This window comes from Affinirhizobium straminoryzae, assembly GCF_007004135.1.
Classification (GTDB): domain Bacteria; phylum Pseudomonadota; class Alphaproteobacteria; order Rhizobiales; family Rhizobiaceae; genus Neorhizobium; species Neorhizobium straminoryzae.
In genome coordinates this window covers 1-22544 of sequence record NZ_VJMG01000068.1, presented here as the reverse complement: position 1 = coordinate 22544, position 22544 = coordinate 1, and the positions used below count along the sequence as shown (strand labels likewise).

The 22544-nt window shown below is 62.2% G+C and carries 25 protein-coding genes, 1 tRNA gene and 1 riboswitch; of the genes, 12 read left to right on the top strand and 14 right to left on the bottom strand.

The genetic code is table 11. The features are described from left to right. On the bottom strand, positions 1–671 hold a 671-nt coding region (locus FNA46_RS20625; RefSeq protein WP_425468788.1), incomplete at its 3' end, for a DEAD/DEAH box helicase. A gap of 94 nt (positions 672–765) precedes the next feature. On the opposite strand from FNA46_RS20625, the gene FNA46_RS20620 reads away from it, so the two are divergent. Together FNA46_RS20620 and FNA46_RS20615 are read left to right on the top strand one after the other, a co-directional pair. Further along, on the top strand, positions 766–1272 hold the full coding sequence (locus FNA46_RS20620; RefSeq protein ID WP_143127095.1) for an RrF2 family transcriptional regulator: 507 nt from the start codon (positions 766–768) through the stop codon (positions 1270–1272). A gap of 28 nt (positions 1273–1300) precedes the next feature. Then, a complete protein-coding gene (locus FNA46_RS20615) occupies positions 1301–1762 on the top strand; it encodes a carboxymuconolactone decarboxylase family protein (RefSeq protein WP_143127094.1) in 462 nt (153 codons plus the stop codon). A 69-nt stretch (positions 1763–1831) separates the two neighbouring features. Here FNA46_RS20615 and FNA46_RS20610 read toward each other — a convergent pair whose 3' ends face one another. From FNA46_RS20610 to FNA46_RS20600, 3 genes are all read right to left on the bottom strand, one after another. After that, entirely contained in the window at positions 1832–2248 is a 417-nt protein-coding gene (locus tag FNA46_RS20610; protein ID WP_143127093.1) for a hypothetical protein, read from the bottom strand. Between the two features lie 367 nt (positions 2249–2615). Then, the gene (locus FNA46_RS20605) at positions 2616–3257 is read right to left on the bottom strand and encodes a YitT family protein (RefSeq protein ID WP_143127092.1); all 642 of its coding nucleotides are present in this window, start codon (positions 3255–3257) and stop codon (positions 2616–2618) included. A 94-nt stretch (positions 3258–3351) separates the two neighbouring features. Continuing rightward, a complete protein-coding gene (locus tag FNA46_RS20600; RefSeq protein ID WP_143127091.1) occupies positions 3352–4287 on the bottom strand; it encodes a methyltransferase domain-containing protein in 936 nt (311 codons plus the stop codon). Positions 4288–4435: 148 nt separating this feature from the next. On the opposite strand from FNA46_RS20600, the gene FNA46_RS26605 reads away from it, so the two are divergent. Together FNA46_RS26605 and FNA46_RS20590 are read left to right on the top strand one after the other, a co-directional pair. Further along, positions 4436–4702 carry a DUF6460 domain-containing protein gene (locus FNA46_RS26605; RefSeq protein WP_143127097.1) on the top strand — a complete coding sequence of 89 codons (267 nt, stop codon included), beginning with the start codon at positions 4436–4438 and terminating at the stop codon, positions 4700–4702. After that, positions 4702–5196 (top strand): CAP domain-containing protein, encoded by a 495-nt coding sequence (locus FNA46_RS20590; RefSeq protein WP_143127090.1) that lies wholly within the window; start codon positions 4702–4704, stop codon positions 5194–5196. The genes FNA46_RS26605 and FNA46_RS20590 overlap by 1 nt, the downstream gene beginning before the upstream one ends. Positions 5197–5539: 343 nt before the next feature. Here the strand turns inward: FNA46_RS20590 and FNA46_RS20585 are convergent, their stop codons facing one another. Both FNA46_RS20585 and FNA46_RS20580 read right to left on the bottom strand, forming a co-directional pair. Beyond that, a complete protein-coding gene (locus FNA46_RS20585) occupies positions 5540–6622 on the bottom strand; it encodes a quinone-dependent dihydroorotate dehydrogenase (RefSeq protein ID WP_143127089.1) in 1083 nt (360 codons plus the stop codon). Further along, positions 6622–6966 carry a DUF952 domain-containing protein gene (locus tag FNA46_RS20580; RefSeq protein WP_244617866.1) on the bottom strand — a complete coding sequence of 115 codons (345 nt, stop codon included), beginning with the start codon at positions 6964–6966 and terminating at the stop codon, positions 6622–6624. The genes FNA46_RS20585 and FNA46_RS20580 overlap by 1 nt, the downstream gene beginning before the upstream one ends. Positions 6967–7000: 34 nt before the next feature. Between FNA46_RS20580 and FNA46_RS20575 the strand changes: the two genes are divergently transcribed. The 3 genes from FNA46_RS20575 (at position 7001) to FNA46_RS20565 (ending at position 9229) form a co-directional block, all read left to right on the top strand. After that, the gene (locus FNA46_RS20575; protein WP_143127087.1) at positions 7001–7507 is read left to right on the top strand and encodes a hypothetical protein; all 507 of its coding nucleotides are present in this window, start codon (positions 7001–7003) and stop codon (positions 7505–7507) included. A 130-nt stretch (positions 7508–7637) separates the two neighbouring features. Further along, positions 7638–8285 carry a response regulator gene (locus FNA46_RS20570; RefSeq protein ID WP_143127086.1) on the top strand — a complete coding sequence of 216 codons (648 nt, stop codon included), beginning with the start codon at positions 7638–7640 and terminating at the stop codon, positions 8283–8285. Between the two features lie 275 nt (positions 8286–8560). Continuing rightward, positions 8561–9229: a S24 family peptidase gene (locus tag FNA46_RS20565; protein WP_143127085.1), complete on the top strand. Its 669-nt coding sequence runs from the start codon at positions 8561–8563 to the stop codon at positions 9227–9229. An 84-nt stretch (positions 9230–9313) separates the two neighbouring features. On the opposite strand, the gene FNA46_RS20560 is transcribed toward FNA46_RS20565, so the two are convergent. Further along, entirely contained in the window at positions 9314–10075 is a 762-nt protein-coding gene (locus FNA46_RS20560) for a transporter substrate-binding domain-containing protein (protein WP_342782401.1), read from the bottom strand. A 177-nt stretch (positions 10076–10252) separates the two neighbouring features. Here FNA46_RS20560 and FNA46_RS20555 point away from each other — a divergent pair, with 177 nt between their 5' ends. Continuing rightward, the gene (locus FNA46_RS20555; RefSeq protein ID WP_246103249.1) at positions 10253–12202 is read left to right on the top strand and encodes a glycosyltransferase family 2 protein; all 1950 of its coding nucleotides are present in this window, start codon (positions 10253–10255) and stop codon (positions 12200–12202) included. Positions 12203–12211: 9 nt separating this feature from the next. On the opposite strand, the gene FNA46_RS20550 is transcribed toward FNA46_RS20555, so the two are convergent. Continuing rightward, positions 12212–13201: a glycosyltransferase family 10 domain-containing protein gene (locus FNA46_RS20550; protein WP_185969937.1), complete on the bottom strand. Its 990-nt coding sequence runs from the start codon at positions 13199–13201 to the stop codon at positions 12212–12214. A gap of 236 nt (positions 13202–13437) precedes the next feature. Here FNA46_RS20550 and FNA46_RS20545 point away from each other — a divergent pair, with 236 nt between their 5' ends. Beyond that, complete coding sequence (locus FNA46_RS20545) at positions 13438–14556, top strand: glycosyltransferase family protein (RefSeq protein ID WP_143127082.1); 1119 nt, start codon at positions 13438–13440, stop codon at positions 14554–14556. A 17-nt stretch (positions 14557–14573) separates the two neighbouring features. On the opposite strand, the gene FNA46_RS20540 is transcribed toward FNA46_RS20545, so the two are convergent. Continuing rightward, a tRNA-Gly gene (locus FNA46_RS20540) sits at positions 14574–14647 on the bottom strand. A gap of 76 nt (positions 14648–14723) precedes the next feature. Continuing rightward, on the bottom strand, positions 14724–15818 hold the full coding sequence (locus FNA46_RS20535) for a 2'-deoxycytidine 5'-triphosphate deaminase (RefSeq protein ID WP_143127081.1): 1095 nt from the start codon (positions 15816–15818) through the stop codon (positions 14724–14726). Between the two features lie 72 nt (positions 15819–15890). Further along, positions 15891–15969, top strand: a riboswitch (SAM riboswitch). Between the two features lie 43 nt (positions 15970–16012). Here FNA46_RS20535 and FNA46_RS20530 point away from each other — a divergent pair. Both FNA46_RS20530 and apaG read left to right on the top strand, forming a co-directional pair. Beyond that, positions 16013–17194 carry an O-succinylhomoserine sulfhydrylase gene (locus tag FNA46_RS20530; RefSeq protein ID WP_143127080.1) on the top strand — a complete coding sequence of 394 codons (1182 nt, stop codon included), beginning with the start codon at positions 16013–16015 and terminating at the stop codon, positions 17192–17194. Between the two features lie 130 nt (positions 17195–17324). Beyond that, positions 17325–17717 carry a Co2+/Mg2+ efflux protein ApaG gene (gene apaG, locus FNA46_RS20525; protein ID WP_143127079.1) on the top strand — a complete coding sequence of 131 codons (393 nt, stop codon included), beginning with the start codon at positions 17325–17327 and terminating at the stop codon, positions 17715–17717. Between the two features lie 31 nt (positions 17718–17748). Here the strand turns inward: apaG and FNA46_RS20520 are convergent, their stop codons facing one another. From FNA46_RS20520 to FNA46_RS20510, 3 genes are all read right to left on the bottom strand, one after another. After that, complete coding sequence (locus tag FNA46_RS20520; protein WP_143127078.1) at positions 17749–18738, bottom strand: Hsp33 family molecular chaperone; 990 nt, start codon at positions 18736–18738, stop codon at positions 17749–17751. A gap of 208 nt (positions 18739–18946) precedes the next feature. After that, positions 18947–19864, bottom strand: a complete 918-nt coding sequence (gene argF / locus FNA46_RS20515; protein ID WP_143127077.1) for an ornithine carbamoyltransferase — start codon at positions 19862–19864, stop codon at positions 18947–18949. A 52-nt stretch (positions 19865–19916) separates the two neighbouring features. Continuing rightward, positions 19917–21113, bottom strand: a complete 1197-nt coding sequence (locus FNA46_RS20510; protein WP_143127076.1) for an aspartate aminotransferase family protein — start codon at positions 21111–21113, stop codon at positions 19917–19919. A 414-nt stretch (positions 21114–21527) separates the two neighbouring features. Here FNA46_RS20510 and FNA46_RS20505 point away from each other — a divergent pair, with 414 nt between their 5' ends. Beyond that, the gene (locus FNA46_RS20505; protein WP_143127075.1) at positions 21528–22088 is read left to right on the top strand and encodes a GcrA family cell cycle regulator; all 561 of its coding nucleotides are present in this window, start codon (positions 21528–21530) and stop codon (positions 22086–22088) included. 300 nt (positions 22089–22388) lie between these two features. Here the strand turns inward: FNA46_RS20505 and FNA46_RS20500 are convergent. Continuing rightward, positions 22389–22544, bottom strand: a 156-nt coding sequence (locus FNA46_RS20500; protein WP_185969936.1) for a winged helix-turn-helix domain-containing protein, incomplete at its 5' end; no start/stop codon positions are given.

The following is a 22544-nucleotide window of genomic DNA, read 5'->3' as shown; positions in this document are numbered from 1 at the left end:
GCCGGCTTCTCGCCCTGCGGCACCAGCCAGCGCTGCAGGTCCAGGGGATCGGAGACGGTCGCCGACAGGCCGATGGTGCGCAGGCCCGGCGCGTGTTTCCGCAGCCGCGCAAGCCCCAGCGACAGCAGATGACCGCGCTTGGAGGTGACGAGCGAATGCAACTCGTCCAGCACCACATAGCGCAGATCCTTGAAAAAGCGCTCCGCCTCGCCATTCGCCAGAAGCAGGGCAAGCTGTTCCGGCGTGGTCAGGAGAATGTCCGGCGGGTTGAGCTTCTGGCGCTGCCGCTTGGATTGCGGCGTGTCGCCCGTGCGGTTCTCGATGGAAACCGGCAGGCCCATTTCGGAGACGGGCTTCATCAGATTGAGCTCGATATCGACCGCCAGCGCCTTCAGGGGTGAAATGTAGAGCGTGTGAACCCCGACGAAGGGAGAGCCGGGCGCAACCTTGCCGCGGCGGGTGAGATCCGTCAGCGAGGGCAGGAAGCCGGCCAGCGTCTTGCCGGCGCCGGTCGGCGCGATCAGCAGCATGTTCTCGCCGGCCGTGGCGCGGGCGAGCAGTTCCATCTGGTGCGCGCGCGGCGCCCATCCCTTCTCCGCGAACCATTTCTGAAAGGGTCGCGGCAGGAGATCGGGCAGGCTGTTTACGGCGTCGTCGAGATTCGTATCCACGCGCCCCAAGGTAATGGGTGACGGGCGAATGAGAAGAGGCTTGACGGCAAAACTAATCACGGATAAATTTTATCCATGATTAGGAGAAAACGACATGAAGCTGGGCGACGGCGTGGAACAGGCCATTCACTGCGTTGGCCTGCTCAGCGGAGTCGAGGGAGAAGGCGTACTCTCGGCCGCGGCACTGGCAGAGTTTCACGGCGTCTCGACGAGTTACCTGCTGAAGCATCTGCAGGCGCTTTCGGGTGCCGGCCTGCTGGAAACGGTGCCGGGGCCGAAGGGCGGCTATCGGCTCGCCAAGGCACCGGCGGACATCAGCCTTCTCGATATCGTGCTTGCCGTCGAAGGCCCGCAGCCGGCCTTTCGCTGCGCCGAAATACGCCAGCGGGGACCGAACCCTTTGCCGGGCCGCTACTTCACGAAACCCTGCGGCATCAATGCCGCCATGCTGAAGGCGGAACGCGCCTACCGCGCGGAACTCGCGAAAGTTTCCATGGCCGATATCCTCAGGGCGTTGGCCGCGGAGGACGATGGAGGCATTGCCGAGCGTGGCTGTCTCTTCCTGCAAAACAATCAACGCGCCGCAAGCCGGAAAGGCTGAGGGTCACAGCCACACAGGAGATCACCGCATGCAACCCCGCCTCAATTTCGCCAAGGCCGCTCCGGATGCCTATCAAGCCGTTGCCGGCCTGGAAAAATACATTCAGACCTGCGGCCTCGAACGCCGCGTCATCCATCTGATCAAGCTGCGCGCCTCCATCATCAACGGCTGCGGTTTCTGTGTCGACAAGCATGTCAAGGAAGCCCGCCATGACGGGCTATCCGAACAATGGATCAACCTGATGAGCGTCTGGTGGGAATCGCCCGTCTATGACGACAAGGAACGGGCGCTCCTCCAATGGGTAGACGCGGTCACGAAGATTGCCGAGACCGGCATCCCGGACAGCGCCTATGCGCCGCTCCGCGACCATTTCACCGACGAGGAACTGGTCAAGCTGACCATTGCGATCGGCTTGATCAACCTCTGGAACCGGCTGGCCGTCGGTTTCCGCTCGCAGCATCCACTCGACACGCCGGCACAGGCCGCCTGACGGGCCGGACGACGCCGTGCGGCGGGCAGGCATGAGCAAGCCCGCCGCACGGATACAAGACGAACCGCTCTACTTCAGAACATCGATCTTCACCGCGGCATCGCCGATCCGCCCATCCTGGGCCGACATCCTGAATTTCAGATCGTCCTCGCCCACATAGCCCGGGTTCGGCGTGTAATAGCCAACCATCATGTCCACCTTGACGGTTCGACACTTCTTGTAGTCACCACGCGCCGCGGCCGGGAAACGCTTCTCGTTGACGAAGACGAGTTTGCCATGCTTCGGCGGTGTCAGCACGTAGATCTGCGGAACCCCGGCAGAGGAGCAGTCCGGAGCCAGCTTCCAGAAATTGCCGATGAAGGTTTTCTCGCCGGATACGACCTTCTTGTGAATGGCATAGGTTGCCACTCCATCGGGGCCCGCTGTCACACACCCTGCCAGGCTTGTGCACACCATGATTGCTGCCGCTGCACGTCGCATCTTCATCGCTCCTCCAGAGGTCCGGTCGGACACTTGCGAAAACTCCGGATCGACGACAGGCCGACCCATGACTTCAGGCGTCAGGAGGAGAGTATGCGCAAGGTTCATTCAAAGCAAAATTGCGTGATAACGGCAATAAAAAATCAGATAGAGCGAGAGTAAAACGTATAGATGAATATGACATCAGCATCATTGCGCGACGCGTGCATTAGAAATCAATCACGCAGGAAAATTGATACGAGCTCATCGGATGGTGGAAACATCCAGCGGCAGAAAAAGACAAGATCAACGCACGCTATACCTGTCCTTGCGTTGATTGGTGGCACGCGTCAGCTGAAGGCCCGTAAGCCGACCGGCGTCTTGGCCGCCCCCCTCAGCGCACCACGATATAGCGATCCGAGCGATGGTTGATCGCCAGGAACAGGTTGAGGATCACCGCGCCGAGGATCGACCAGACCACGGTTTGCCAGTCAAGCACCAGGAAGGCTGAGGCCATCACGCCGGTATCGAAGGCAAGCTGGATCAGGCCGGCCTGGATGCCGAAGCGTTCCTGGATGTAGATGGCGAGAATGCCGACCCCGCCGAGGCTTGCCCGGTGCCGGTAGAGCGCCAGCAGCCCGTAGCCCAGCAGCAGCCCGCCCATCAGCGCACCCCAGAAGGGATGCAGGTAATCGATCAGCAGGAAGCGCTTTTCCACCTCGGTGATGACAGAGACGAGGCCGATGGCGATGAAAGTCTTGCCGGAAAAGGCGAACCCCAGCCGCTTGAAAGAGAGGTAGTAGAACGGCAGATTGACGAGGAAGAACAGCAGGCCGAACGATATGTTGAAGGTGTAGTGCACCAGAAAGGCGACCCCTGCGGTACCGCCCGTCAGCAGGCCGACGCGATTGAGAAAGTAGAAACCGAGGGCGGACACCAGCGCGCCGGTCAGGAGGCCCTGACTGTCCTCCAGCAGCGTATGCTGCGAGGGATCGGCACTGTAGAAGCCAAGCGTCTTCTTCTGCGACAAGACCATGTTCCCCTGCTGTTTTGCCGGGATTGTGCATCGCAAAACAACTGCCTTCAAGATGGGACAGCAGGTCTGACCGAAAAGGCAAGAAATCAACCGGTCAGGCGGTCAGGCGGGCAAGAAACAGAATGCCGAACACCGGTTTTCCGGCATCCATGCGAATGTCGGTCTTCATGAGATCGAGGAGCGTGAAGCCGGAGCCGGACAGAAGGCCCCGCACATAGTCTTGCGAATGGGCATACCGCAGCGAGGGCTGCAGGCAAAAGCCTTCCGTCGCCGCGCCGCCATCCTCCACCGAGAAGGCAAACAGACCACCGGGTTTCAAAAGATCGCGCGCGAGCACAAAGGGCATGTCAAGCCGGCCGAGATACATCAGGACGTCGGCCGCACAGACCAGATCGGCGCGGCCACGCGGCAGGCCTTCGGCAAACAGGCTGCGGGCCGCCTCCGGCACGGAGAGATCCGCCTGTCCGAGATGATGATAGATGCCCTTCTCATCGGCCTTGGCCAGCATGTTGGCCGAGAGATCGAAGCCTTCCAGGCGGCCGGTCACCGCCGCCACCTCGACGCCGAACAGGCCGGTGCCACAGCCGAGATCCACCGCGAGATCGAAGGGCGCATGCGGCGCGACCATGGCATGGAGCTTCTGCGGCACGCTGTAGTTCAGCTTCTCGACCAGCGCCGTCTCGAAACGGTCGGCATAATCGTCGAACAGGCCCTCGACATAGGCGGAGGGCGGTGCATCGGGCGTCGGGGCAGCGCCCAGCAGTGCAAGCTTGAGGTCCGCGCCGAACAGGCCGCTGCGATCCTGTTCGGCCACCTGTCGGAAGGCCTCGACGGCCGCGTCCGGCAAGCCCGCCTTGTCACGATAATCGCCAAGCAGAAACCAGCCCGCAGTCCAGCCGGGCACGATCTCCAGCGCCTGCTCGATCAGTTCGGCGGCGGCCGCAGGGTCGCCCGCCTCCGCCAGCATGCGGGCATAATCGGCGCGGCGGTCGGCGATCACGTCGCCGGACGAGAACTGAAGGGGCGTCATGGATTTCGATGTTCCGGAGGTATGTGCGCTTCTGGACGAAGCCACAAAAAAACACAAGTTCTATCGCATGCCGCAGTGCAGAATGCTTGCGGGCACAGCATGCCAAACCTATGTCTTGCTCCGCACAAACGAACCGAGGACGAACGGCATGGCCGATGAGGTGAACAGGTTTCTGGGCGACAGCCCCGCGCGAACGATCGTGAAGCTGATCGTGGTGTCACTCATCGTCGGCTTTGTCATGACGGTGTTTGACGTGCGGCCCTGGGATGTGTTCTACGGCATCCGGGATTTCGTTCTTGACCTGTGGCACAGAGGCTTCAAAGCGCTGGGTGCCGTGGGCGATTACCTCGTGGTGGGTGCCACCATCGTTATCCCGGCCTTCGTGATCCTGCGCATTCTGAGCTATCGACGCTGATGACCCTTGCCCATGCCCCTTATTCCCGTCGCGGCCTGCTGCTCCTCTCCGGCGGCGCGCTTGCAACCCTTGCCGGCTGCTCGGTCACGCCGCGGATCGTGCCGGTAGATGGCGCGACCGACGATACGCGGGGCGCACTGCCGCTCGTCAATGCGCTGAGGGCAAAACACGGTCTGCCGCCGGTTGCTGCCAGCAGCCCGACCGGTCGTGCCGCCGCCGAACAGGCCGTGCGCATGGCGCGCGCCAACCAGATGAGCCACCTGATCGGCCTCGGCGACGATTTCGGCGTGCGCATGAAGCGTAACGGCGTGCCTCTTCCGGCCGCCGAAAACATTGCAAGCGGCCAGGTCGACGTCACGGCCGCCGTACAGGCCTGGATCAACTCGCCGAAGCATCTGGAAAACATGCTGGGCAGCTACCGGATGATGGGTGTTGCCATGGCGCGCTCGCCCTCGACGACGCGCACCTACTGGGCCATGGTGCTTTCGGCCTGATCTTTCTTTGAGGCCGCAATACCCTTCACCATCAGAAACCTAATGGACACCGGCACAGGGGCCCTGCATAGGCGGGACCGGTGCTGCCTTCGACGCATCACGGCTTCCAGCGACATCCATCCGCCTTACCGGACGAGAACGTCCGCTGCCCATATCGCGCCACGAAGCATAAAGGCCGACGCCAGAAGCATCAAGATGACGAATGATGGTCTTCTAATACAATTTTGCATTGAAACCACGCGCCCACGAAAAATCAAACAGGAAAACCCCTAGATTTTCATGGAACGCAAGTCAAGACATGACGCAATATTCAAATTTGCGCCTCTATATTATGCTAATTTCATTATAATGCTTCGGAGGCCCATTTTTCCGTTGCGGTGGACTTGACCTCGAGGATCGAAGACAGGCCGAGCCTGCTCACCTCGTCGCGAAGACCGCGGACGATGTCGGCCGCCAGGCCCGGGCCGCGATAGACCATGCAGGAATACAGCTGCACCAGATCGGCGCCCGCACGGATTTTTTCGATCGCCGTCGCGGCCGACGAAACGCCGCCAACGCCGACGATCGGCAGATCCGGCCCCAGACGCTTGCGCATGCGGGCCAGCACGATGGTGGAGCGACGGAAGACGGGCTTTCCGGAAAGGCCGCCGGCCTCACCTGCCTGCCTGGCATCCTTCAGTCCGTCGCGCGACAGCGTGGTGTTGGACACGATCAGGCCGTCGAGCGGATGCGCAAGCACTTCGGCGGCGATGTCATCCATGCCCTCCTCCGTGAGGTCGGGCGCGATTTTCAGGAAGACCGGAACATTGCGGCCCTGCCTTGCCGTCTCCGCATCACGCGCGGCAAGAACCGCCGACAGGAGCGCAGCGAGACTTTCGCGCGCCTGCAGGTCGCGCAGGCCGGGCGTATTGGGCGAGGAGATGTTGACCGTGAAATAGCGGGCAACGCCGGCGAAGCGATGGATGCCGGCGACATAATCGGCAATACGATCCGCGCTGTCCTTGTTGGCACCGATATTGACACCGATGATGCCCGTCGTCTTCAAGGCCGACAGGCGGCTGAGGGCCGCCTCATGCCCCTCGTTGTTGAAGCCGAGACGGTTGATGACGCCTTCATCCTCCACCAGACGGAAAATGCGCGGGCGCGGATTGCCAGCCTGCGGCTTCGGCGTCAGCGTGCCGACCTCGGTAAAGCCGAAGCCCAGCCGCAGCATTGCCTCCGGAACCTCGGCATTCTTGTCATAGCCGGCGGCCAGACCGACCGGATTGGGAAAATCAAGGCCTGCAACGCGCACCCGCAGACGCTCGTCCTGCGGTACGCTGCAGGACGGCACGAAACCCGTTTTCAGGGCAGCGATCGAAAGCCCATGCGCCGTTTCCGGGTCGAGAGTGAAGAGCGGGGCGCGCAGCAGATCGAAAACGGACATCAGGAAAGCTCCGGAAACTGGTGGGTACCATCGGGCAAGAGCGGCAGCGGCCTTTCCCACAGCACCGCACCGAGCGGCAAGGTGCCATACAGGTGCGGAAAGAGGGCGCCGCCCCGCGACGGTTCGAAGACAAGCCTTTCGCCGAGCGTTGCGGTATCGACGGCCACGAGCAGCAGGCCGTTCTGCCCGGCGAAATGGCGGGCGGCAGTCTCGATGACCTGGCTCGCCGTGGAAAAATGGATGAAGCCATCGGCATGATCGACCGGCGCGCCGGCAAAAACGCCGGCCTTTCTGGCCTCCTGCCATAAATCGTCCGCTACGATCTTGTATATGATGCTGCTCAACGGCCGCTCCTCTGCGTCTGGAGACGCTGAGGCTTTGCCGCAAACCGCAGCCATTGTCCATGCCGCCTGCCGAGCATCGCAGCGATATGGATGCGGTTTCACCTCGTTCAAGCGGAAGGACACACGCGATGCGCGCAGGAATATTTGCCTTGAGCATGCTTCTTGCTGCCGGCCTCTCACCGGCAGCAAGAAGCAGCCACTCCGCCCGGCAGCCGATAGCGCGCCCCGCTATCAGCTGGAACGCACCGACCACGGCTTCATCCGGCTGGACCGCCAGACGGGCGCCGTCAGTGCCTGCCGCGAGGAGACGACCGGCCTCACCTGCCGGCTGGCGGCCGACGAACGCGCGGCCTGGGAGCAGGAGATCGACCGCCTGGACAAGCGCATCGCCGCGCTGGAGCAGAAGATCGGCGCCCGCACCGCGCCCACCGAGACGGAGATCGAGCAGTCTCTCTCCATCATGGAGCGTTTCCTGCGCCGCTTCATGCACATGATCGAAGAGTTTCGCGGACACGAGACGCCACAGCCCGATCGCACCTGACATCCGCACGCACGACATGGCCGCACGCCAGTTTACACCCCCTGAAACTTAGACTTGTTTCGCAGTTAATGCAGGACTAAGAATATAAACGGGTAGGAAGCAGACTATGCCCTTGGGAGGGGGTGTGGACATGCAGGAACTGACAATCATCATTGCGGACGATCATCCCCTGTTTCGCGGCGCCCTTTGCCAGGCCCTCAGCGGAATTGCCGAACAGCCGCGTCTGATCGAGGCCGGAACCTTCGATGCTGCAAGACAGGCAGCCGAAACCCACCCGGAGGCGGATCTCATGCTGCTGGACCTTGCCATGCCGGGCGTCAGCGGCTTTTCCGGCCTGATGTCGCTGCGTGCCGAAGTGCAGAGCCTGCCCATCATCATCGTTTCGGCCAGCGACGATGCTGCGACCATCCGGCGTGCCATTGAACTTGGCGCATCCGGCTTCATCTCCAAATCCTCCGGCCTGGATGATATCCGCAGCGCCATTCGCACCGTGCTGGACGGCGGCGTCTGGACGCCCACCGATTATGCGCCGCTGCAGGACGAAGATCCCGCGCTCGCCGACCTGATGGAGCGGCTGAGAACATTGACGCCCCAGCAGAGCCGCGTGCTCTCCATGCTGGCCGAAGGTCTTCTCAACAAGCAGATCGCCTATGAACTCGGTGTGTCCGAGGCCACCATCAAGGCCCATGTCTCCGCGATCCTTCTCAAGCTCAATGTCGACAGCCGCACCCAGGCCGTGATCAAGCTGGGCAAGATCAACATGGCGCTTGTAGCCTGACGCGGGAACCGCAGGCAAAGAAGGATTTTATTCCTTTGCCGCTTTACTCCACCTCAAGCATTCACTAAAACTAGGGTTCCCGGACGCCTAACGTCGGAACCGTCGAAACAGCCGCATATTCGGCAGGCAGCCCGAGCGCCTGTGCGAAGCAGGACGAGAGCATCCTGTGGGCTGCTCTCTTGCCGATGGTGCAGACAAGAATGGCCGGCCGGGCCGGTTTTGCGCCCCTGCATGGCGTAAAAGGTGCCGGACAAAGGCTGGGAGCACGAACGGCAATGTTGTCGCACGAATCGATCTGGAAGGCGCTTGATACGCTGGCGGAACGGCACGACATGACCGCATCCGGACTCGCGCGGCGCGCCGGGCTTGACCCCACCTCCTTCAACAAGTCCAAGCGGCACGGACCGGACGGACGTCTGCGCTGGCCCTCGACGGAATCACTCGCCAAGGTGCTGGAGGCGACCGGCGTTTCGCTCGATCAGTTCATGAGCTACATGCCGCAGGCAGTGACGCCGCGGACTGGCCTGCCGGAAGGATCCTTCCCGCCGCAGGCCAGCGCCATTCCCCTGCTGGGCTTTGCCCAGGCCGGCGCCGGCGGCTTCTTCGATGATGGCGGCTTTCCTGCGGGCCAGGGCTGGGACGTGGTGGATTTCCCGACAGATCCCGGCCGCAAGGCCGGCGTCTATGCGCTGGAGGTGCAGGGCGATTCCATGCTGCCGCTCTACCGCGACGGTGACCGGCTGATCGTGGAGCCCGGCGCCCAGATCCGGCGCGGCGACCGTGTCGTTCTCAAGACCCGCGAAGGCGAAGTCATGGCCAAGGTGCTGCTACGCCAGAGCGCCCGGACGATCGAACTCGGCTCGCTGAACCCATCCCACCCCAATCGCAGCTTCGAAATGGCGGATGTGGAATGGATCGCCCGGATCATCTGGGCCAGCCAGTAGAGCCGGTTCCCGGACGGAGGTGTTCCGGCTCTCAGGTCGCCGCGGTCCATCAGGAGAACAATCGGCCGTCAGGCGATTGTCGAATTAGTAGAAGCCGTTCGGGAAATAGCGCAGGTAGATATCCTGCAGGCGGCCCTTGCGGGCCAGCTGCGCCAGCGCATAATCGAAGGCCTCCGCCAGTTGCGGCGTGTTCTTGCGCGTCATCAGCATCAGGCCTTCGCCAAGGAAGCGCTCGGAGAGGTAGGGGCCGTCATAGAGGGCACAGCATTGTCCGGATGCCTCTCCGGCAACCCAGAAGGGCAGACGCAGGCCATCGGAAAAGGCGGCATCGATCGTCTTCGCCTTCAGTGCGTCCAGCATGGCAGACTGATCCGCAAAGGGGACCGCCCGCAACTTTGGAAAGAAGCTCGCCAGCATTGCCTGATGCACGGTATCCTTCACGACGCCGACGGAGCGCCCCGCCAGCGCATCTGCCGCCTTGCCCTTGAGGTCCACCTCCCGATTGCGCGCGAAGCGGGCGGGAATGGTGATGTAGGGCCGGGAGAAGGCAAAACGCTCGCGCAGGGCCGGCGTCACGGCAATGCCGGCGGCAACGGCCTCTCCTTCCCCCGCGTCCAGCGCCGCTTCCAGATCCGCAAAGGGGATTGCCTGGACCTGGCACTTGGCCTCGATCGCCAGTTCCCGGCAGATCTCCCGCACGAGATCCAGATGAAATCCGGACAACCGACCAGTCTGGTCCACAAAGCTGAAGGGCGGGAAATCGACCGTGGTTAACACCCGAAGACGCGGCAAGGTGGACAGATCCGGGCGCCCCAGCCGCTCGTCTGCATCGAACAGAACAGGCATTTCAGACGTCTGCGCCCGCGCAACGGGAGCCCCGGCCATGATGATCATCGCAAGGAGCAAGAGAATATTTTGCATCTTTTGCGAGAAACCCTCAGTTTTGCCAGGTGAAACCATTGCGTGTCTGATTATGATCATGATGGGGATATGGGCGCAACTCTTGCGGTATGGTGTATCAGCTTGAGTGAGACGGGGGAATATCCGCCCACGATGGCGGAATTGCGCAAACTGGTGCAGGCACAGCGGGGATGGCGACATATCCTGGATGCCGGTCAGGAGGACGACACGGAAGCTTCCGTGCTGGTGACGCTGGGCTTTTCAGCCCTGCGCATTGCGGAATTGGCGGCGGACGCAGCGGAGAACGGTACGACCATCGAAGCAGAGCTTCTGCACACGGGCGAACTCACCGAACAGGCTTATTATCGCCGGATTGCGCACTTCTTCCGGCTTCCCTTCCTGGAGCATATCGACCCTGCGACGGTGATGGACCTGGATGGCCTCGATACGCAGCTTTGCCAGCCCTTGCAGGTGCGGATGATCTTCCCGAACCGGGCCCCGCAGATTGCTATGGTGCCGCGGGCGGAAAAGCTGCCGGAGTTCGCCGCTCTTCTGGCAAAGAAGCCTGAACTGCGCGATGGTCTGGTGATCACCACACCATCCGTGCTGCGGGCGGCCGTGTGGGAGGCGGGATCAGCCCGACGGGTACGCAAGGCGGCCACCGAGCTGTTCGATACGCAGCCGCATCTCTCCGCTCGCGTCATCACCACGGGCAGCCAGGGCCTGGTCGTCGGCAGCTTTGTCACCGCGCTGGTGGCGGTCTGCATTGCCGCACCAGACCGGATGCTGCCGCTGCTGCATGGCATCATCGCGATCCTCTATTTTTCCTGTCTGGCGCTGCGCATGCTCGCGATCATCGAGCAGCGGCACCAGCGACGAAAGGGAACCGTTGTCGCGCTACCGCCGGAGACATCCCTGCCGGTCTATTCGGTGATGGTCGCGATCTATCGCGAAGCGGACATGGTGCCGCAACTGATCGCCAGCCTGCAGCGGCTGGAATGGCCGCGCTCGCGGCTCGATATCAAGATCGTGTGCGAACGGGACGACAGCGAAACCCTGGCGGCGCTTGCCGCGCTGGAACTGCCACCGCATTTCGAAGTGGTGAAGGTTCCACCCTACCATCCACGCACCAAACCGAAGGCGCTGGCCTATGCGCTCAGCGCAGCGCGCGGCGAATTTCTCGCGATCTACGACGCAGAAGACCGGCCGCACCCTGGCCAGCTGAAGGAGGCCTATCGGCGCTTCCGCACCAGCGGACCGGAGCTTGCCTGCCTGCAGGCCCCGCTGATCATCTCGAATGTCGACGAGAACCACATCAGCGCGCTGTTTGCCATGGAATATGCCGCACTGTTTCGCGGTCTGCTGCCGATGCTGGCCCGATATCGCATGCCGTTGCCGCTCGGCGGCACCTCCAACCATTTCCGTACCGCCGTGCTGCGCCAGGTGGGTGGCTGGGACCCGTTCAACGTGACGGAGGATGCCGATCTCGGCCTCAGGCTCTACCGTCTCGGCTATCGGTCGGAAACACTGCGCTGCCAGACCCTGGAGGAAGCGCCGATCGCCCGCAGCGTCTGGATCGGCCAGCGCACCCGCTGGTTCAAGGGCTGGCTGCAGACCTGGCTGGTCATGACGCGACACCCCCTGTTGACGACAAGGCAGATGGGCTGGCGTGCCATGCTGGTCTTCCACCTGCTGATCGGCGGCATGCTGTTTTCCGCACTGATGCATCCTTTGATCGTGGTGCTGTTCCTCAAGGCCGTGCTGCTGCTCGTCCAGACCCCTCTCAGCGACATTGCCACCCTCACCCTCGGCCTGATGCTGATGGACGGCCTCAATGTCGTTGCAAGCTATCTCGTCTTCCTCGGCCTCGGCATGGGCTCGATGATCGGACTTGAAAAGGTGAAGGTGGGGAGACGCTGGATCGCCGTCCCCATGCACTGGATGATGAGTTCCTATGCTGCCTGGCGGGCAGTGAACGAGTTGCGCACCAACCCGTTCTTCTGGAAGAAGACACCGCATAGGCCGGCCAGAGGGCGCGCACCGGAACCGGTCAACAACCAGACCGGAAGATGACAGCGATGATCAACGGCTGCGCATCGCCTTGCGCCAGGCCTTGCGCTTCATGTTGAGCTTGCTGAACCAGGAACGCTGGCGGGGTTCGTTGCGACGGACATAGACCGGTGCATAGCCATACCGCGTACGGCGACGGGCCTCCTCCGGCGCCTGATGAAAGATGTGGTTGATGAAATCGGCAAGCTGCTGTCGGCGCAATGAGGGATCGTTGCCCTCGGCGAAGACCGGTTCGTTCAGCATGGCCACCATGCGTTGCGGATCGCGCGCCAGTTCCATGACATGTGCAATGCAGCTGTCATCATCCGGGAAATCATGACGGTTGACGAAGGCGCGCGGATTGAAATCGAGCGCCACGAGCGGATTGCCCCAATAGATCGGAATGCAGCGCGCCGCAAAGGCATGGAAGATCTTTTCCGTCGTATAACCGGGGGTACCGGAATTCTCGAAGGCGATCGCGAAGTTGAAATCACCCATGACCTTCAGCTTGGCAGGCACCGGCTTCAGCCCGGTCATGCGCGCAAAACTGTCATCGTTGCGCAGGTGGCGGCCCATCGAATTGACCGGCCGATGCCGAGACAGATGATGGAAGAAGCCGTCTCGCACGGGATCGGCCCGTCCATTGGAATAGATGAAGGTGCAGAACCCGCGTCCTTCGACAAGGCGTGCATCCACCGGCGCACGGTCCCGCACCTGCTCCGCCAGCGCCAGATCCTCCAGATAAAAGGGATGGCGCAGATAGCGGTCGCCAAAGGACATGTGGTCGAAGCCGATGCCGTAATCACAGACATTGAAATCGGGCCGGACATTCTCCCCGGTGTAGAACACCCGCACGCAGTCATAGGTGCGGTGCACCGTATCGAAACAGGAATAGAACAGGACGTCAGGGCTTTTCGGATCAAGCACGACCTCGACATCACCGGAGCGGCCCTCCAGCAGAAAGAGGTCTTCCGGCTTGAAGTCCGGCCAGAAATCCGTGTACCACACTCGCACTGTCTTCATCGCCGTACCCTGTTCGTAGCGCCCGCCTGCTTCGCTCTTAGTGGCTTCGCGCGGGTTTACAAGCGCTTTTGCAGATATGGAGAGCCAGCCCCATGCGTCCGGACAGAGCATGGCAGGTCCATGCCGCAGCTTTCGCCGGTACAAGGCCAGCTTGCTGTCGCAGCCATGCGGATGATAAGTGGACAACCGAGAACTGTGCCGCTCGGCGGCTGGACTGTTGCAGAACGGAACGTGTCTTGATCATCGGCTTCAATGCAGACGAGATTTGTGAACGCGGCACGTCGGTGGCGCTGTTGGACTACGCCTTGGGCAACGAGCAACTGCTTGGAAACCGCAGCATCGTTTTCTACAATCAGGGTGCGAGGACCAATGTGGCAGAAGCCATCGCCAGATTTGCGGCGCAGGTCGAACTCGTTCCTTATGCAGACCACGGAAACCTGCACCGGCTTCTCCTTGCGGGGCAGGTGGACGCGCTCTACACCATCAAGGGCGGCGGGCGCGACGGTGTCGATTTCACGGATGTGCCGACCATGGTGCATGCCGTTTTCCCGACGTGGCCCTCGGAAATCCACGGACGCTCCTATGTCTACGTCTCACCCTGGCTGGCCCGCTTTTGCCGGGGACATGCCGGCCAGAGCGTGCCGCACATCGTTCATGCACCCCATCTGACCGATGATCTCAGGGCCGAGCTTGGCCTTTCCAGCGCGGCAACGGTGTTCGGCTGCTATGGAGGCGCGCCCAGTTTCGACATCGATTTCGTGAAGGATCAGGTGATCCCGCAGGTTCTCGATCAACGGCAGGACATCCACTTCCTGTTCATGAACATCACGCCGTTCATTCGTCACCCACGCGTGTTCTTCCTTCCCGGCACAACCAGCGTGGACGCCAAGACGCGTTTCATTGCCACCACCGACGCCATGCTGCATGCGCGCAAGCGTGGGGAAACCTTTGGCCTGGCCTGTGCGGAATTCTTCGCGGCGGGACGCAAGGTCATCACCTATGCGCTGAGCCGCGAGAAGGCGCATATCGATCATCTCGGCGCCGATGCGCTGCTCTATCGCAATCCGGGCGAACTCAAGCATATCCTCATGTCCTTCGACCGCACGATGCGCGCCGATCCCACCGCGTTTCTCGCCGCCCACACACCACATGCGGTCATGGCCGAATTCCGGGAGAAACTGATTGCCCCGGCGCTGGCCGCAGACAGCCAGCCACTGAGCCTGTCGGGCGTGCCGGCACGCATGGCCAACACGATCTACTACATGCGTCGCAAGGGAATCCTGCCCACGCCGAAAGCGCAACAAAAACCAGACTGTCAGCATCGGGCCGACACGGTCTTGCGAAAAGCACTCTGAAAAAACATTCAGGAAAATGGAGCGGGTGAAGGGAATCGAACCCTCGTATTCAGCTTGGGAAGCTGCTGCTCTACCATTGAGCTACACCCGCGACGCGAAGCAGACCTAGCATCTGCCTTTCGTCCCATCAAGAGCAAAGCGCCGGCCAGAGGCGGGTCCGGCACGCCTCAGCCGCGAAAATGCTTCGACAGCTTCAGGCCCTGTGCCTGATAGTTGGAACCGAGGCCGGAGCCGTAGAGCGCATCCGGCCGCTCCTGCATGTGCTCATAGACGAGACGACCGACGATCTGGCCGTGCTCGAGGATGAAGGGCACCTCGTGGCTTCTCACTTCCAGCACGGCGCGTGCGCCGGAACCGCCGACGGCGGCATGACCGAAACCCGGATCGAAGAAACCGGCATAATGTACGCGGAACTCGCCGACCAGCGGGTCATAAGGCGTCATCTCGGCCGCATAGAGCGGCGGCACATGCACCGCCTCGCGTGACACCAGAATGTAGAACTCGTCCGGATCGAGGATCAGCTCGTCGCGGCCGCGGCTGTAGAGCGGCTCCCAGAAATCGAGCACGTCATGGTCGGCCTTGCGATCGACGTCGATAACAGAGGTGTGGTGCTTGCCGCGATAGCCGATCAAACCGTCCGGACCGGTGCCCTTCAGATCGATGGACAGCGCAATGCCGCCGCCGGATACGTTCGGCCGCTCGCTCGCCACCAGCATTTCCGCCTCGTGCAGCGCCAGAACCTCGGCTTCTGTCAGCAGCGCATGGCCGGTGCGGAAGCGGATCTGCGACAGGCGCGAGCCGCGCCGCACGATGACCGGGAAGGTGCGCGGCGAGATTTCGAGATAGAGCGGGCCGCGATAGCCGGCCGGGATCTTGTCGAATTCCTGGGCGCGATCCACCATCACGCGGGTGAAGATGTCGAGGCGACCGGTGGAGCTTTTCGGATTGGTGGACGCGGAAAGATCGGCCGGCAGATCAAGGCTTTCCATCAGCGGCACGATGTAGACGCAGCCCGTTTCCAGCACCGCGCCGTGTTCGAGGTCGATTTCGTGCAGCGTCAGCCGCTCCAGCTTGTCGGCCACGCTGTGGTTCGGGCCGGGCATGAAGCTGGCACGCACGCGCAGCGCCTTGGAACCGAGCCTGAGATCCAGGCTCGCCGGCTGGATCTGGTCGCCATCCAGCGCGGCCTCGGATTTCAGCCTGCCGTCTGCGAAAAGAGCGCCGATGGCGCGATCTGCCAGAATGCCCGCGTTGCGTTTCATTGACCCTATCCTTCAATCGCGCGACAAAAGCAAAAGCAGGCAATTGACGCAAGCGCTTCACGGGCGTATGCGAACTTATCCCGTGGTGATTTGGCCGGTCGGCTTGCAGCCACGTTAAACAAGTGGCTAAAAGGACCGGGTGCGAAACCGGTCTGCTTTGCGACCGGTTTTTTTGTTACGAAGTGGTGACACGCATGAGCAAGACCTGGCGCCCCGCAACCCAACTCGTCCATGGCGGCACGCTGCGCTCGCAGTATGGCGAAACCTCCGAAGCGATCTACCTGACGCAAGGGTTCGTCTATGAAAATTCCGCCGCCGCCGAAGCCCGCTTCAAGGGCGAGACGGACGGCTTCATCTACGCACGCTACGGCAGCCCGACCAACGACATGTTCGAAAAGCGCATGATCGCGCTGGAAGGCGCGGAAGATGCACGCGCCACGGCATCCGGCATGGCCGCCGTGTCCGCCGCCATTCTCTGCCAGGTCAAGGCCGGCGATCATATCGTGGCCGCCCGCGCCCTGTTCGGCTCCTGCCGCTACATCGTCGAAACGCTGGCACCGAAATATGGTGTCGAGTGCACGCTGGTCGATGGCCGCGACCTCGCCAACTGGGAAGCGGCGATCCGCCCCAACACCAAGGTGCTGTTCCTGGAAAGCCCGACCAACCCGACGCTGGAAGTGGTCGATATCGCCGGCGTTGCCAAGCTCGCCAACCAGATCGGCGCCAAGGTGGTGGTCGACAATGTGTTTGCCACCCCGCTTTTCCAGAAGCCGCTGGAGCTTGGTGCGCATATCGTCGTCTACTCGGCGACGAAGCATATCGACGGCCAGGGTCGCTGCCTCGGCGGTGTGATCCTCTCCGACAAGCAGTGGATCGACGAGAACCTGCACGATTATTTCCGCCACACGGGCCCTGCCATGTCGCCGTTCAATGCCTGGACGCTGCTGAAAGGCATCGAGACGCTGCCGCTGCGCGTCAAGCAGCAGACGGAAAGCGCGGCCAGGATCGCCGATTTCCTCGCCGATCAGGGCAAGGTCGCCCGCGTCATCTATCCGGGCCGGAAGGATCATCCGCAGGCCGACATCATTGCCCGCCAGATGAGCGGCGGCTCGACCCTGGTCTGCTTCGAGCTGAAGGGCAAGAATGCAGCCTTTGCCCTGCAGGATGCGCTGGAGGTGATCAAGATCTCCAACAATCTCGGCGACGCCAAGAGCCTGATCACCCATCCGGCCACGACGACGCACAAGAACCTGACCGAAGAGGCTCGCGCCGAGCTTGGTATTTCCGCCGGTACGCTGCGCCTGTCCTGCGGCATCGAAGACACCGATGACCTGCTGGACGATCTGGCCCAGGCCCTTGCCAAGGTCTCGGCTTGAGCAAAATTTGGTTTTGCCGGTCGAAAGACCGGCAAAACCTGTCAATCCACGGCGTCGAACCCGGCGGATTTCTTGACGTTGCGCCCATACTGTACGATATGCCTAACGATACGCAGTGAAGGTGTCGCGCATGTATCGTGCCCGGACAAGGGATATCGAGGTCGAAGTCGAGCCCTATTATCTGGAGGAGCAGTCCGATCCGGATGACAGCCGCTATGTCTGGGGTTACCGCATCGTGATTTCCAACCATTCGGACCTGACGGTCCGCCTGATGCACCGCTACTGGCACATTACCGACCAGAACGGCATCGTGGACGAGGTGGAAGGCCCGGGCGTGGTGGGCGAACAGCCACGCCTGCAACCGGGCGACACCTTCGAATATTCCTCCGGCTGCCCGCTTGATACGCCGTCCGGCATGATGTTTGGCCATTACCAGATGGAAACGGACGAAGGCGAAACCTTCATCGTCACCATTCCCGCCTTTTCGCTGGATTCGCCGGGTCTGATGCGCGTCCTGAATTGATCGCCGCGCACCAGCCGCTATCGGCTTCCGCTTACGCCGGCTCGAATTCAGTCGCCTCATAGCGATAGGTGGTGGAGCAGAATTCGCAGGTCACCGAGATGTGGCCGTCTTCCTGGCTTGCCTCGATTTCCTCGGCGGTAAAGCCGGCCAGCACGCCCTTGATCTTGTCGCGCGAGCAGCTGCAGCGGTCGATGACGCCCTGCGGCTCGTAGATGCGCACGCCACGCTCGTGGAACAGACGGTAGAGCAGCCGCTCGATCGCCACCTGCGGATCCGTCAGTTCGTCCGTATCGACGGTTTCCACCAGCATGCGGGCTTCCGCCCAGGCATCGTCATCCGTCAGGTCGTGATTGCGCTCGTCGCCATCACCGCCATGCAGGTCCGGCTGGCGCATCCGCTCCGGCGCCTGCGGCAGGAACTGCGCCAGAACGCCGCCGGCGCGCCAGTTGTGGCGCGGCTTGCCGTCGGCATCGCGGTCCAGCAGCTCGGCGACACCAAGGCGCACCTTGGTCGGGATCTGCTCCGACTGGCGGAAATAGACGCCCGCGATCTCTTCCAGCGAGGAACCGTCGAGCGGCACGATGCCCTGATAGGGCTGCATGCCATGTCCCTGGTCGATGGTGAAGGCAAGCACGCCTTCGCCCAGCAGGTCAGGTGGCGACGTCCGACCGGCCGCGACAGCATCCGCCAGCGCATCCTCATCGAAACGGGCATAGGCGCGCATGCTTTCAGGGCTGGTGAAATCGGCCACCAGCAGATCGACCGGGCCATCGCCCTTGGTCTGCACGGTAAAGCGCCCCTCGAACTTCAGGGAGGTGCCGATCAGGGCGGTCAGCACGATGGCTTCAGCCAGCAGGCGCGCGACGGGGGCCGGATAATCGTGGCGTCCGAGAATGGTGTTCAGGAGCGGACCAAGCTGAACCGCGCGGCCGCGCACGTCGAGCCCTTCCACCTGGAACGGCACCACGCGGTCATCGCCCGCCAGATTGAGATCGCTGAATTCCACGGTGGCTTCTGCCATGTCTTGCTCCTTCGCGCCGGAGCCACCCATTTCGCACAATTGGCGGCCGAGCGGAACCGCTCAACCACAGGAAAGAGGCCGACGCTGTCGTGTTGATGCACCCGCCGCGCAAGGCGCTGAGGCGCGTTTGGGAAAGCCGACAAATGGGGGCAGGCCCGCCATAAATCAAGGCATGTCCGGTGACTGCCAAGAGAAGCGGGTATCGGCGTCAGAGGACGCCGAAGCACCAGGCCAGAACGGATTTCTGCGCATGCAGGCGGTTCTCCGCCTCGTCGAACACAACGGACTGCGGACCGTCGATCACGGCATCCGTCACTTCCTCGCCGCGATGGGCCGGCAGGCAGTGCATGAACAGCGCATCGTTCTTGGCGCGCTTCATCAACTGCTCGTTGACCTGATAGGGCTGGAAGATGTTGTGGCCGCGCGCCTTGTGCTCCTGGTTCATGGAAACCCAGGTATCCGTCACCACCATGTCGACGCCGTCGACGGCGCGTTCGGCATCATGGCAGAGCATGATCTCGCCGCCATTGTTGCGTGACCAGTTGAGGTACCTGTCGAGCGGCTCGGAGCCCAGCGGTACGGCCATGTTCATCTTGTAGCCGAAACGGGCAGAGCCTTCGATGAAGGAGTGCAGCACATTGTTGCCGTCACCGGTCCAGGCGAAGGTTTTCCCCGTGACAGGGCCGCGGTGCTCCTCGAAGGTCAGCAGATCGGCCATGATCTGGCAGGGATGCGTCTCGTCCGTCAGGCCGTTGATGACCGGAACCGTGGCATGCTCGGCCATCTCCATCAGGCGACGATGATCCGTGGTGCGGATCATGATGGCGTCCACATAGCGCGACAGCACCTTGGCGGTATCGCCGATGGTTTCGGCGCGGCCGAGCTGCATTTCCGTCCCCGACAGGAACAGCGTCTCGCCGCCCAGCTGGCGCATGCCGACATCGAACGACACGCGCGTGCGGGTGGAAGGCTTTTCGAAGATCATGGCCAGCATCTTGCCGGCCAGCGGCTTGTCGGCCGTACCGGCCTTGGTGGCCTTCTTGCGCGTCAGCGCATCGTCGAGAATGGTGCGCAGCTCCCCTGACGAAACCGCCGAGAGGTCGAGAAAATGCTTGGGTGATGCCATGGTCAAATCCATCCGGGGCGCCATCCGGCGGCCCGCGTCTCCTCTTTGGCCGTCAGGCCGACTTCTTCAACTGGTCGCTCTGCAGCTTTTCGGCGGCGCGCTCGATGCGGGCAATGCCTTCCCGCGCCTCGTCGGCCGTCACCACCAGCGGCGGCAGCAGACGAATGACATTGTCACCGGCCGGCACGCCGAGAATATGTTCGTTGCGCATGGCCAGCACGAGATCGCCGGCCGGCACGCGGGCCTTGATGCCGAGCATCAGACCTTCGCCGCGAATTTCTTCGATGACGCCCGGGAAACGGTCCTTCAGCCCGGCAAGGCCCTGGCGGAACACAAGCGCCACATCGTTGACATGCTGCAGGAAGCCCTCGCCCAGCACGACATCGAGAACGGCATTGCCGACGGCCATGGCCAGCGGGTTGCCGCCATAGGTCGTGCCATGCACGCCGGGCTTCATGCCCGATGCCGCCTCGGCAGTGGCAAGACATGCCCCGAACGGGAAACCGCCGCCGATGCCCTTGGCAACCGCCATGATATCGGGCGTCACGCCAGACCATTCATGGGCGAAGAACTTGCCGGTACGGCCAACGCCGGTCTGCACCTCATCAAAGATCAAAAGCAGGCCGTGCGCATCGCAAAGCGTCCGCAGTTCGCGCAGGAATTCCTTGGAGACAACGCGGATACCGCCCTCCCCCTGGATCGGCTCGATCAGCAGGGCGGCGGTGTTCTCGGTGATCGCAGCCTTCAGGGCCTCCAGGTCGCCGAACGGCACCTGGTCAAAACCCTGCGCCTTGGGGCCGAAGCCCTCCATGTATTTTTCCTGGCCGCCGGCGGCGATCGTCGCGATGGTGCGGCCATGGAAGGCGCCCTCGAAGGTGACGATATGGAATTTTTCCGGATGCCCCTTGGCATAGTGATAACGGCGCGCGGTCTTGATCGCACATTCCAGCGCTTCCGCGCCGGAATTGGTGAAAAACACCTTGTCCGCAAAGGTTGCCTCGGCCAACCGGCGGGCAAGACGCTCCTGCTCGGGGATCTCGTAGAGGTTGGAAAGGTGCCAGACCTTCTCGGCCTGGTCCTTCAGCGCCGCCACGAGATGAGGGTTGGCATGGCCGCACGAGGTCACGGCAACACCCGCTCCGAAATCGAGATATCGCTCGCCCGTTTCCGTCACGAGCCATACGCCCTCACCGCGAACGAAACGCAGAGGGGCCCTTGCAAACGTGTCGAAAAGCGCGGCTTCAGCCATGGCGACATCTCCCTGGGCACTATGAACAAGACGGCGGACATCGCCGCCTGAAATCAAAAATGCCGCCTCAAGGGGCGGCGGCGGCACTATCGGCATTTCACGAGGGGATGTCAACAAATCCCGTGGTTTTCCGGGCTTTTCCGAAGCTTGCCGCGAAACTTGCGCGGGGCTTGCACGATGTGACAAAAATGACTCGCCACGACAGCAAGTTGGGGAAAACCCGAAAATCGATTCGCGACGATTCCGGCGACTCTTGTCAGCGAGTCCACCGCCCATTAGGTTAAAGATCAATTACTAGACTGCATGCGGCGGAACTAGTCACCAAAAGTATAGATGTAGTATGCTCGGCGGAATTTCTTCCGCCGGAGGGTGAGTGATTCTGTCTCGCAAGGTGCTCTAAGGCGGAGAGACAGCATGAACTGGACAGACGAGCGTGTCGAGAAGTTGAAAAGGCTATGGGCCGATGGCCTGAGCGCAAGCCAGATCGCGGCACAGCTGGGCGGGGTAAGTCGCAATGCCGTGATCGGCAAGGTGCATCGCCTGAATTTGCCGGGCCGGGCCAAGGCCGGCGGTGCAACGCAGGCGGCAAGCCGCCCGCAGGCCCGCAACACCTCGGCGCCGCGCGCACCGAATTTTGCAGCCCGTGCCACCACGGCGAGCGCGACCCGCACGGTTACCCGTCCGGTGGGCGCAACGGTCGTCAAGGAAGAAATCGAGATCGAAGTCACCCAGCAGCCGGAATTCGAGGCTCCGGCGAATGTGGTGGTTCCGATGTCGCGTCGTCTGTCCCTGACGGATCTGACCGAACGCACCTGCAAGTGGCCGATGGGCGATCCGCTGAAGGACGACTTCCACTTCTGCGGCGCGGAGTCCGGCGAAAGCTCGCCCTACTGCCGCTACCATGCGCGGCTGGCCTATCAGCCGGTCAACGAGCGTCGCAAGGCCGCCAGCATGGCCGCTGCCGCCCGCGCCTGATCGCATCGGGTGCCAGAGCGAAGACGGAAAAAACGGGCCGCGCGCCCGTTTTTTTATGCGCGGATTCCGGATGTCTCACCGGACGGAGGCATGGATCCGGCGATGGCCATTTTGCACTGCCCTTGAGCGCTTTCGGCAAAAACGATCGCCCAGGAACGGTCTATTGCTTTGTTTTTACAGGGCCATGAGCGCGAAGCAGCTGCCCGTTTTCGCAGGAATTGCGGAGGCTCCGCAAACAGAAAAACGCCCGGCAGCGGAGCTGCCGGGCGCCTTCATGATCAATATTGCAAAGACTGCGGATCAGGCTTCCATGGAATACCCCGCGCCGCGAACGGTGCGGATGACATCCTGCATGTTGGAGAAGTTGAGCGCCTTGCGCAGGCGCCCGACATGCACGTCGACGGTGCGCTCGTCCACGTAGATGTCGTGGCCCCACACGCCGTCGAGCAGCTGCGA

Excerpts from the sequence above, each read along its gene's own strand:
- FNA46_RS20510 (WP_143127076.1), bottom strand. The coding sequence starts at position 21,113 with ATGGCTGAAGCCGCGCTTTTCGACACGTTTGCAAGGGCCCCTCTGCGT.
- FNA46_RS20535 (WP_143127081.1), bottom strand. The coding sequence starts at position 15,818 with ATGAAACGCAACGCGGGCATTCTGGCAGATCGCGCCATCGGCGCTCTT.
- FNA46_RS20590 (WP_143127090.1), top strand. The coding sequence starts at position 4,702 with ATGACCCTTGCCCATGCCCCTTATTCCCGTCGCGGCCTGCTGCTCCTC.
- FNA46_RS20560 (WP_342782401.1), bottom strand. The coding sequence starts at position 10,075 with ATGCCTGTTCTGTTCGATGCAGACGAGCGGCTGGGGCGCCCGGATCTG.
- FNA46_RS26605 (WP_143127097.1), top strand. The coding sequence starts at position 4,436 with ATGGCCGATGAGGTGAACAGGTTTCTGGGCGACAGCCCCGCGCGAACG.
- FNA46_RS20610 (WP_143127093.1), bottom strand. The coding sequence starts at position 2,248 with ATGAAGATGCGACGTGCAGCGGCAGCAATCATGGTGTGCACAAGCCTG.
- FNA46_RS20615 (WP_143127094.1), top strand. The coding sequence starts at position 1,301 with ATGCAACCCCGCCTCAATTTCGCCAAGGCCGCTCCGGATGCCTATCAA.
- FNA46_RS20505 (WP_143127075.1), top strand. The coding sequence starts at position 21,528 with ATGAACTGGACAGACGAGCGTGTCGAGAAGTTGAAAAGGCTATGGGCC.
- FNA46_RS20605 (WP_143127092.1), bottom strand. The coding sequence starts at position 3,257 with ATGGTCTTGTCGCAGAAGAAGACGCTTGGCTTCTACAGTGCCGATCCC.
- FNA46_RS20600 (WP_143127091.1), bottom strand. The coding sequence starts at position 4,287 with ATGACGCCCCTTCAGTTCTCGTCCGGCGACGTGATCGCCGACCGCCGC.
- FNA46_RS20570 (WP_143127086.1), top strand. The coding sequence starts at position 7,638 with ATGCAGGAACTGACAATCATCATTGCGGACGATCATCCCCTGTTTCGC.
- apaG (WP_143127079.1), top strand. The coding sequence starts at position 17,325 with ATGTATCGTGCCCGGACAAGGGATATCGAGGTCGAAGTCGAGCCCTAT.
- FNA46_RS20585 (WP_143127089.1), bottom strand. The coding sequence starts at position 6,622 with ATGTCCGTTTTCGATCTGCTGCGCGCCCCGCTCTTCACTCTCGACCCG.
- FNA46_RS20530 (WP_143127080.1), top strand. The coding sequence starts at position 16,013 with ATGAGCAAGACCTGGCGCCCCGCAACCCAACTCGTCCATGGCGGCACG.
- FNA46_RS20620 (WP_143127095.1), top strand. The coding sequence starts at position 766 with ATGAAGCTGGGCGACGGCGTGGAACAGGCCATTCACTGCGTTGGCCTG.
- argF (WP_143127077.1), bottom strand. The coding sequence starts at position 19,864 with ATGGCATCACCCAAGCATTTTCTCGACCTCTCGGCGGTTTCGTCAGGG.
- FNA46_RS20520 (WP_143127078.1), bottom strand. The coding sequence starts at position 18,738 with ATGGCAGAAGCCACCGTGGAATTCAGCGATCTCAATCTGGCGGGCGAT.
- FNA46_RS20565 (WP_143127085.1), top strand. The coding sequence starts at position 8,561 with ATGTTGTCGCACGAATCGATCTGGAAGGCGCTTGATACGCTGGCGGAA.
- FNA46_RS20550 (WP_185969937.1), bottom strand. The coding sequence starts at position 13,201 with ATGAAGACAGTGCGAGTGTGGTACACGGATTTCTGGCCGGACTTCAAG.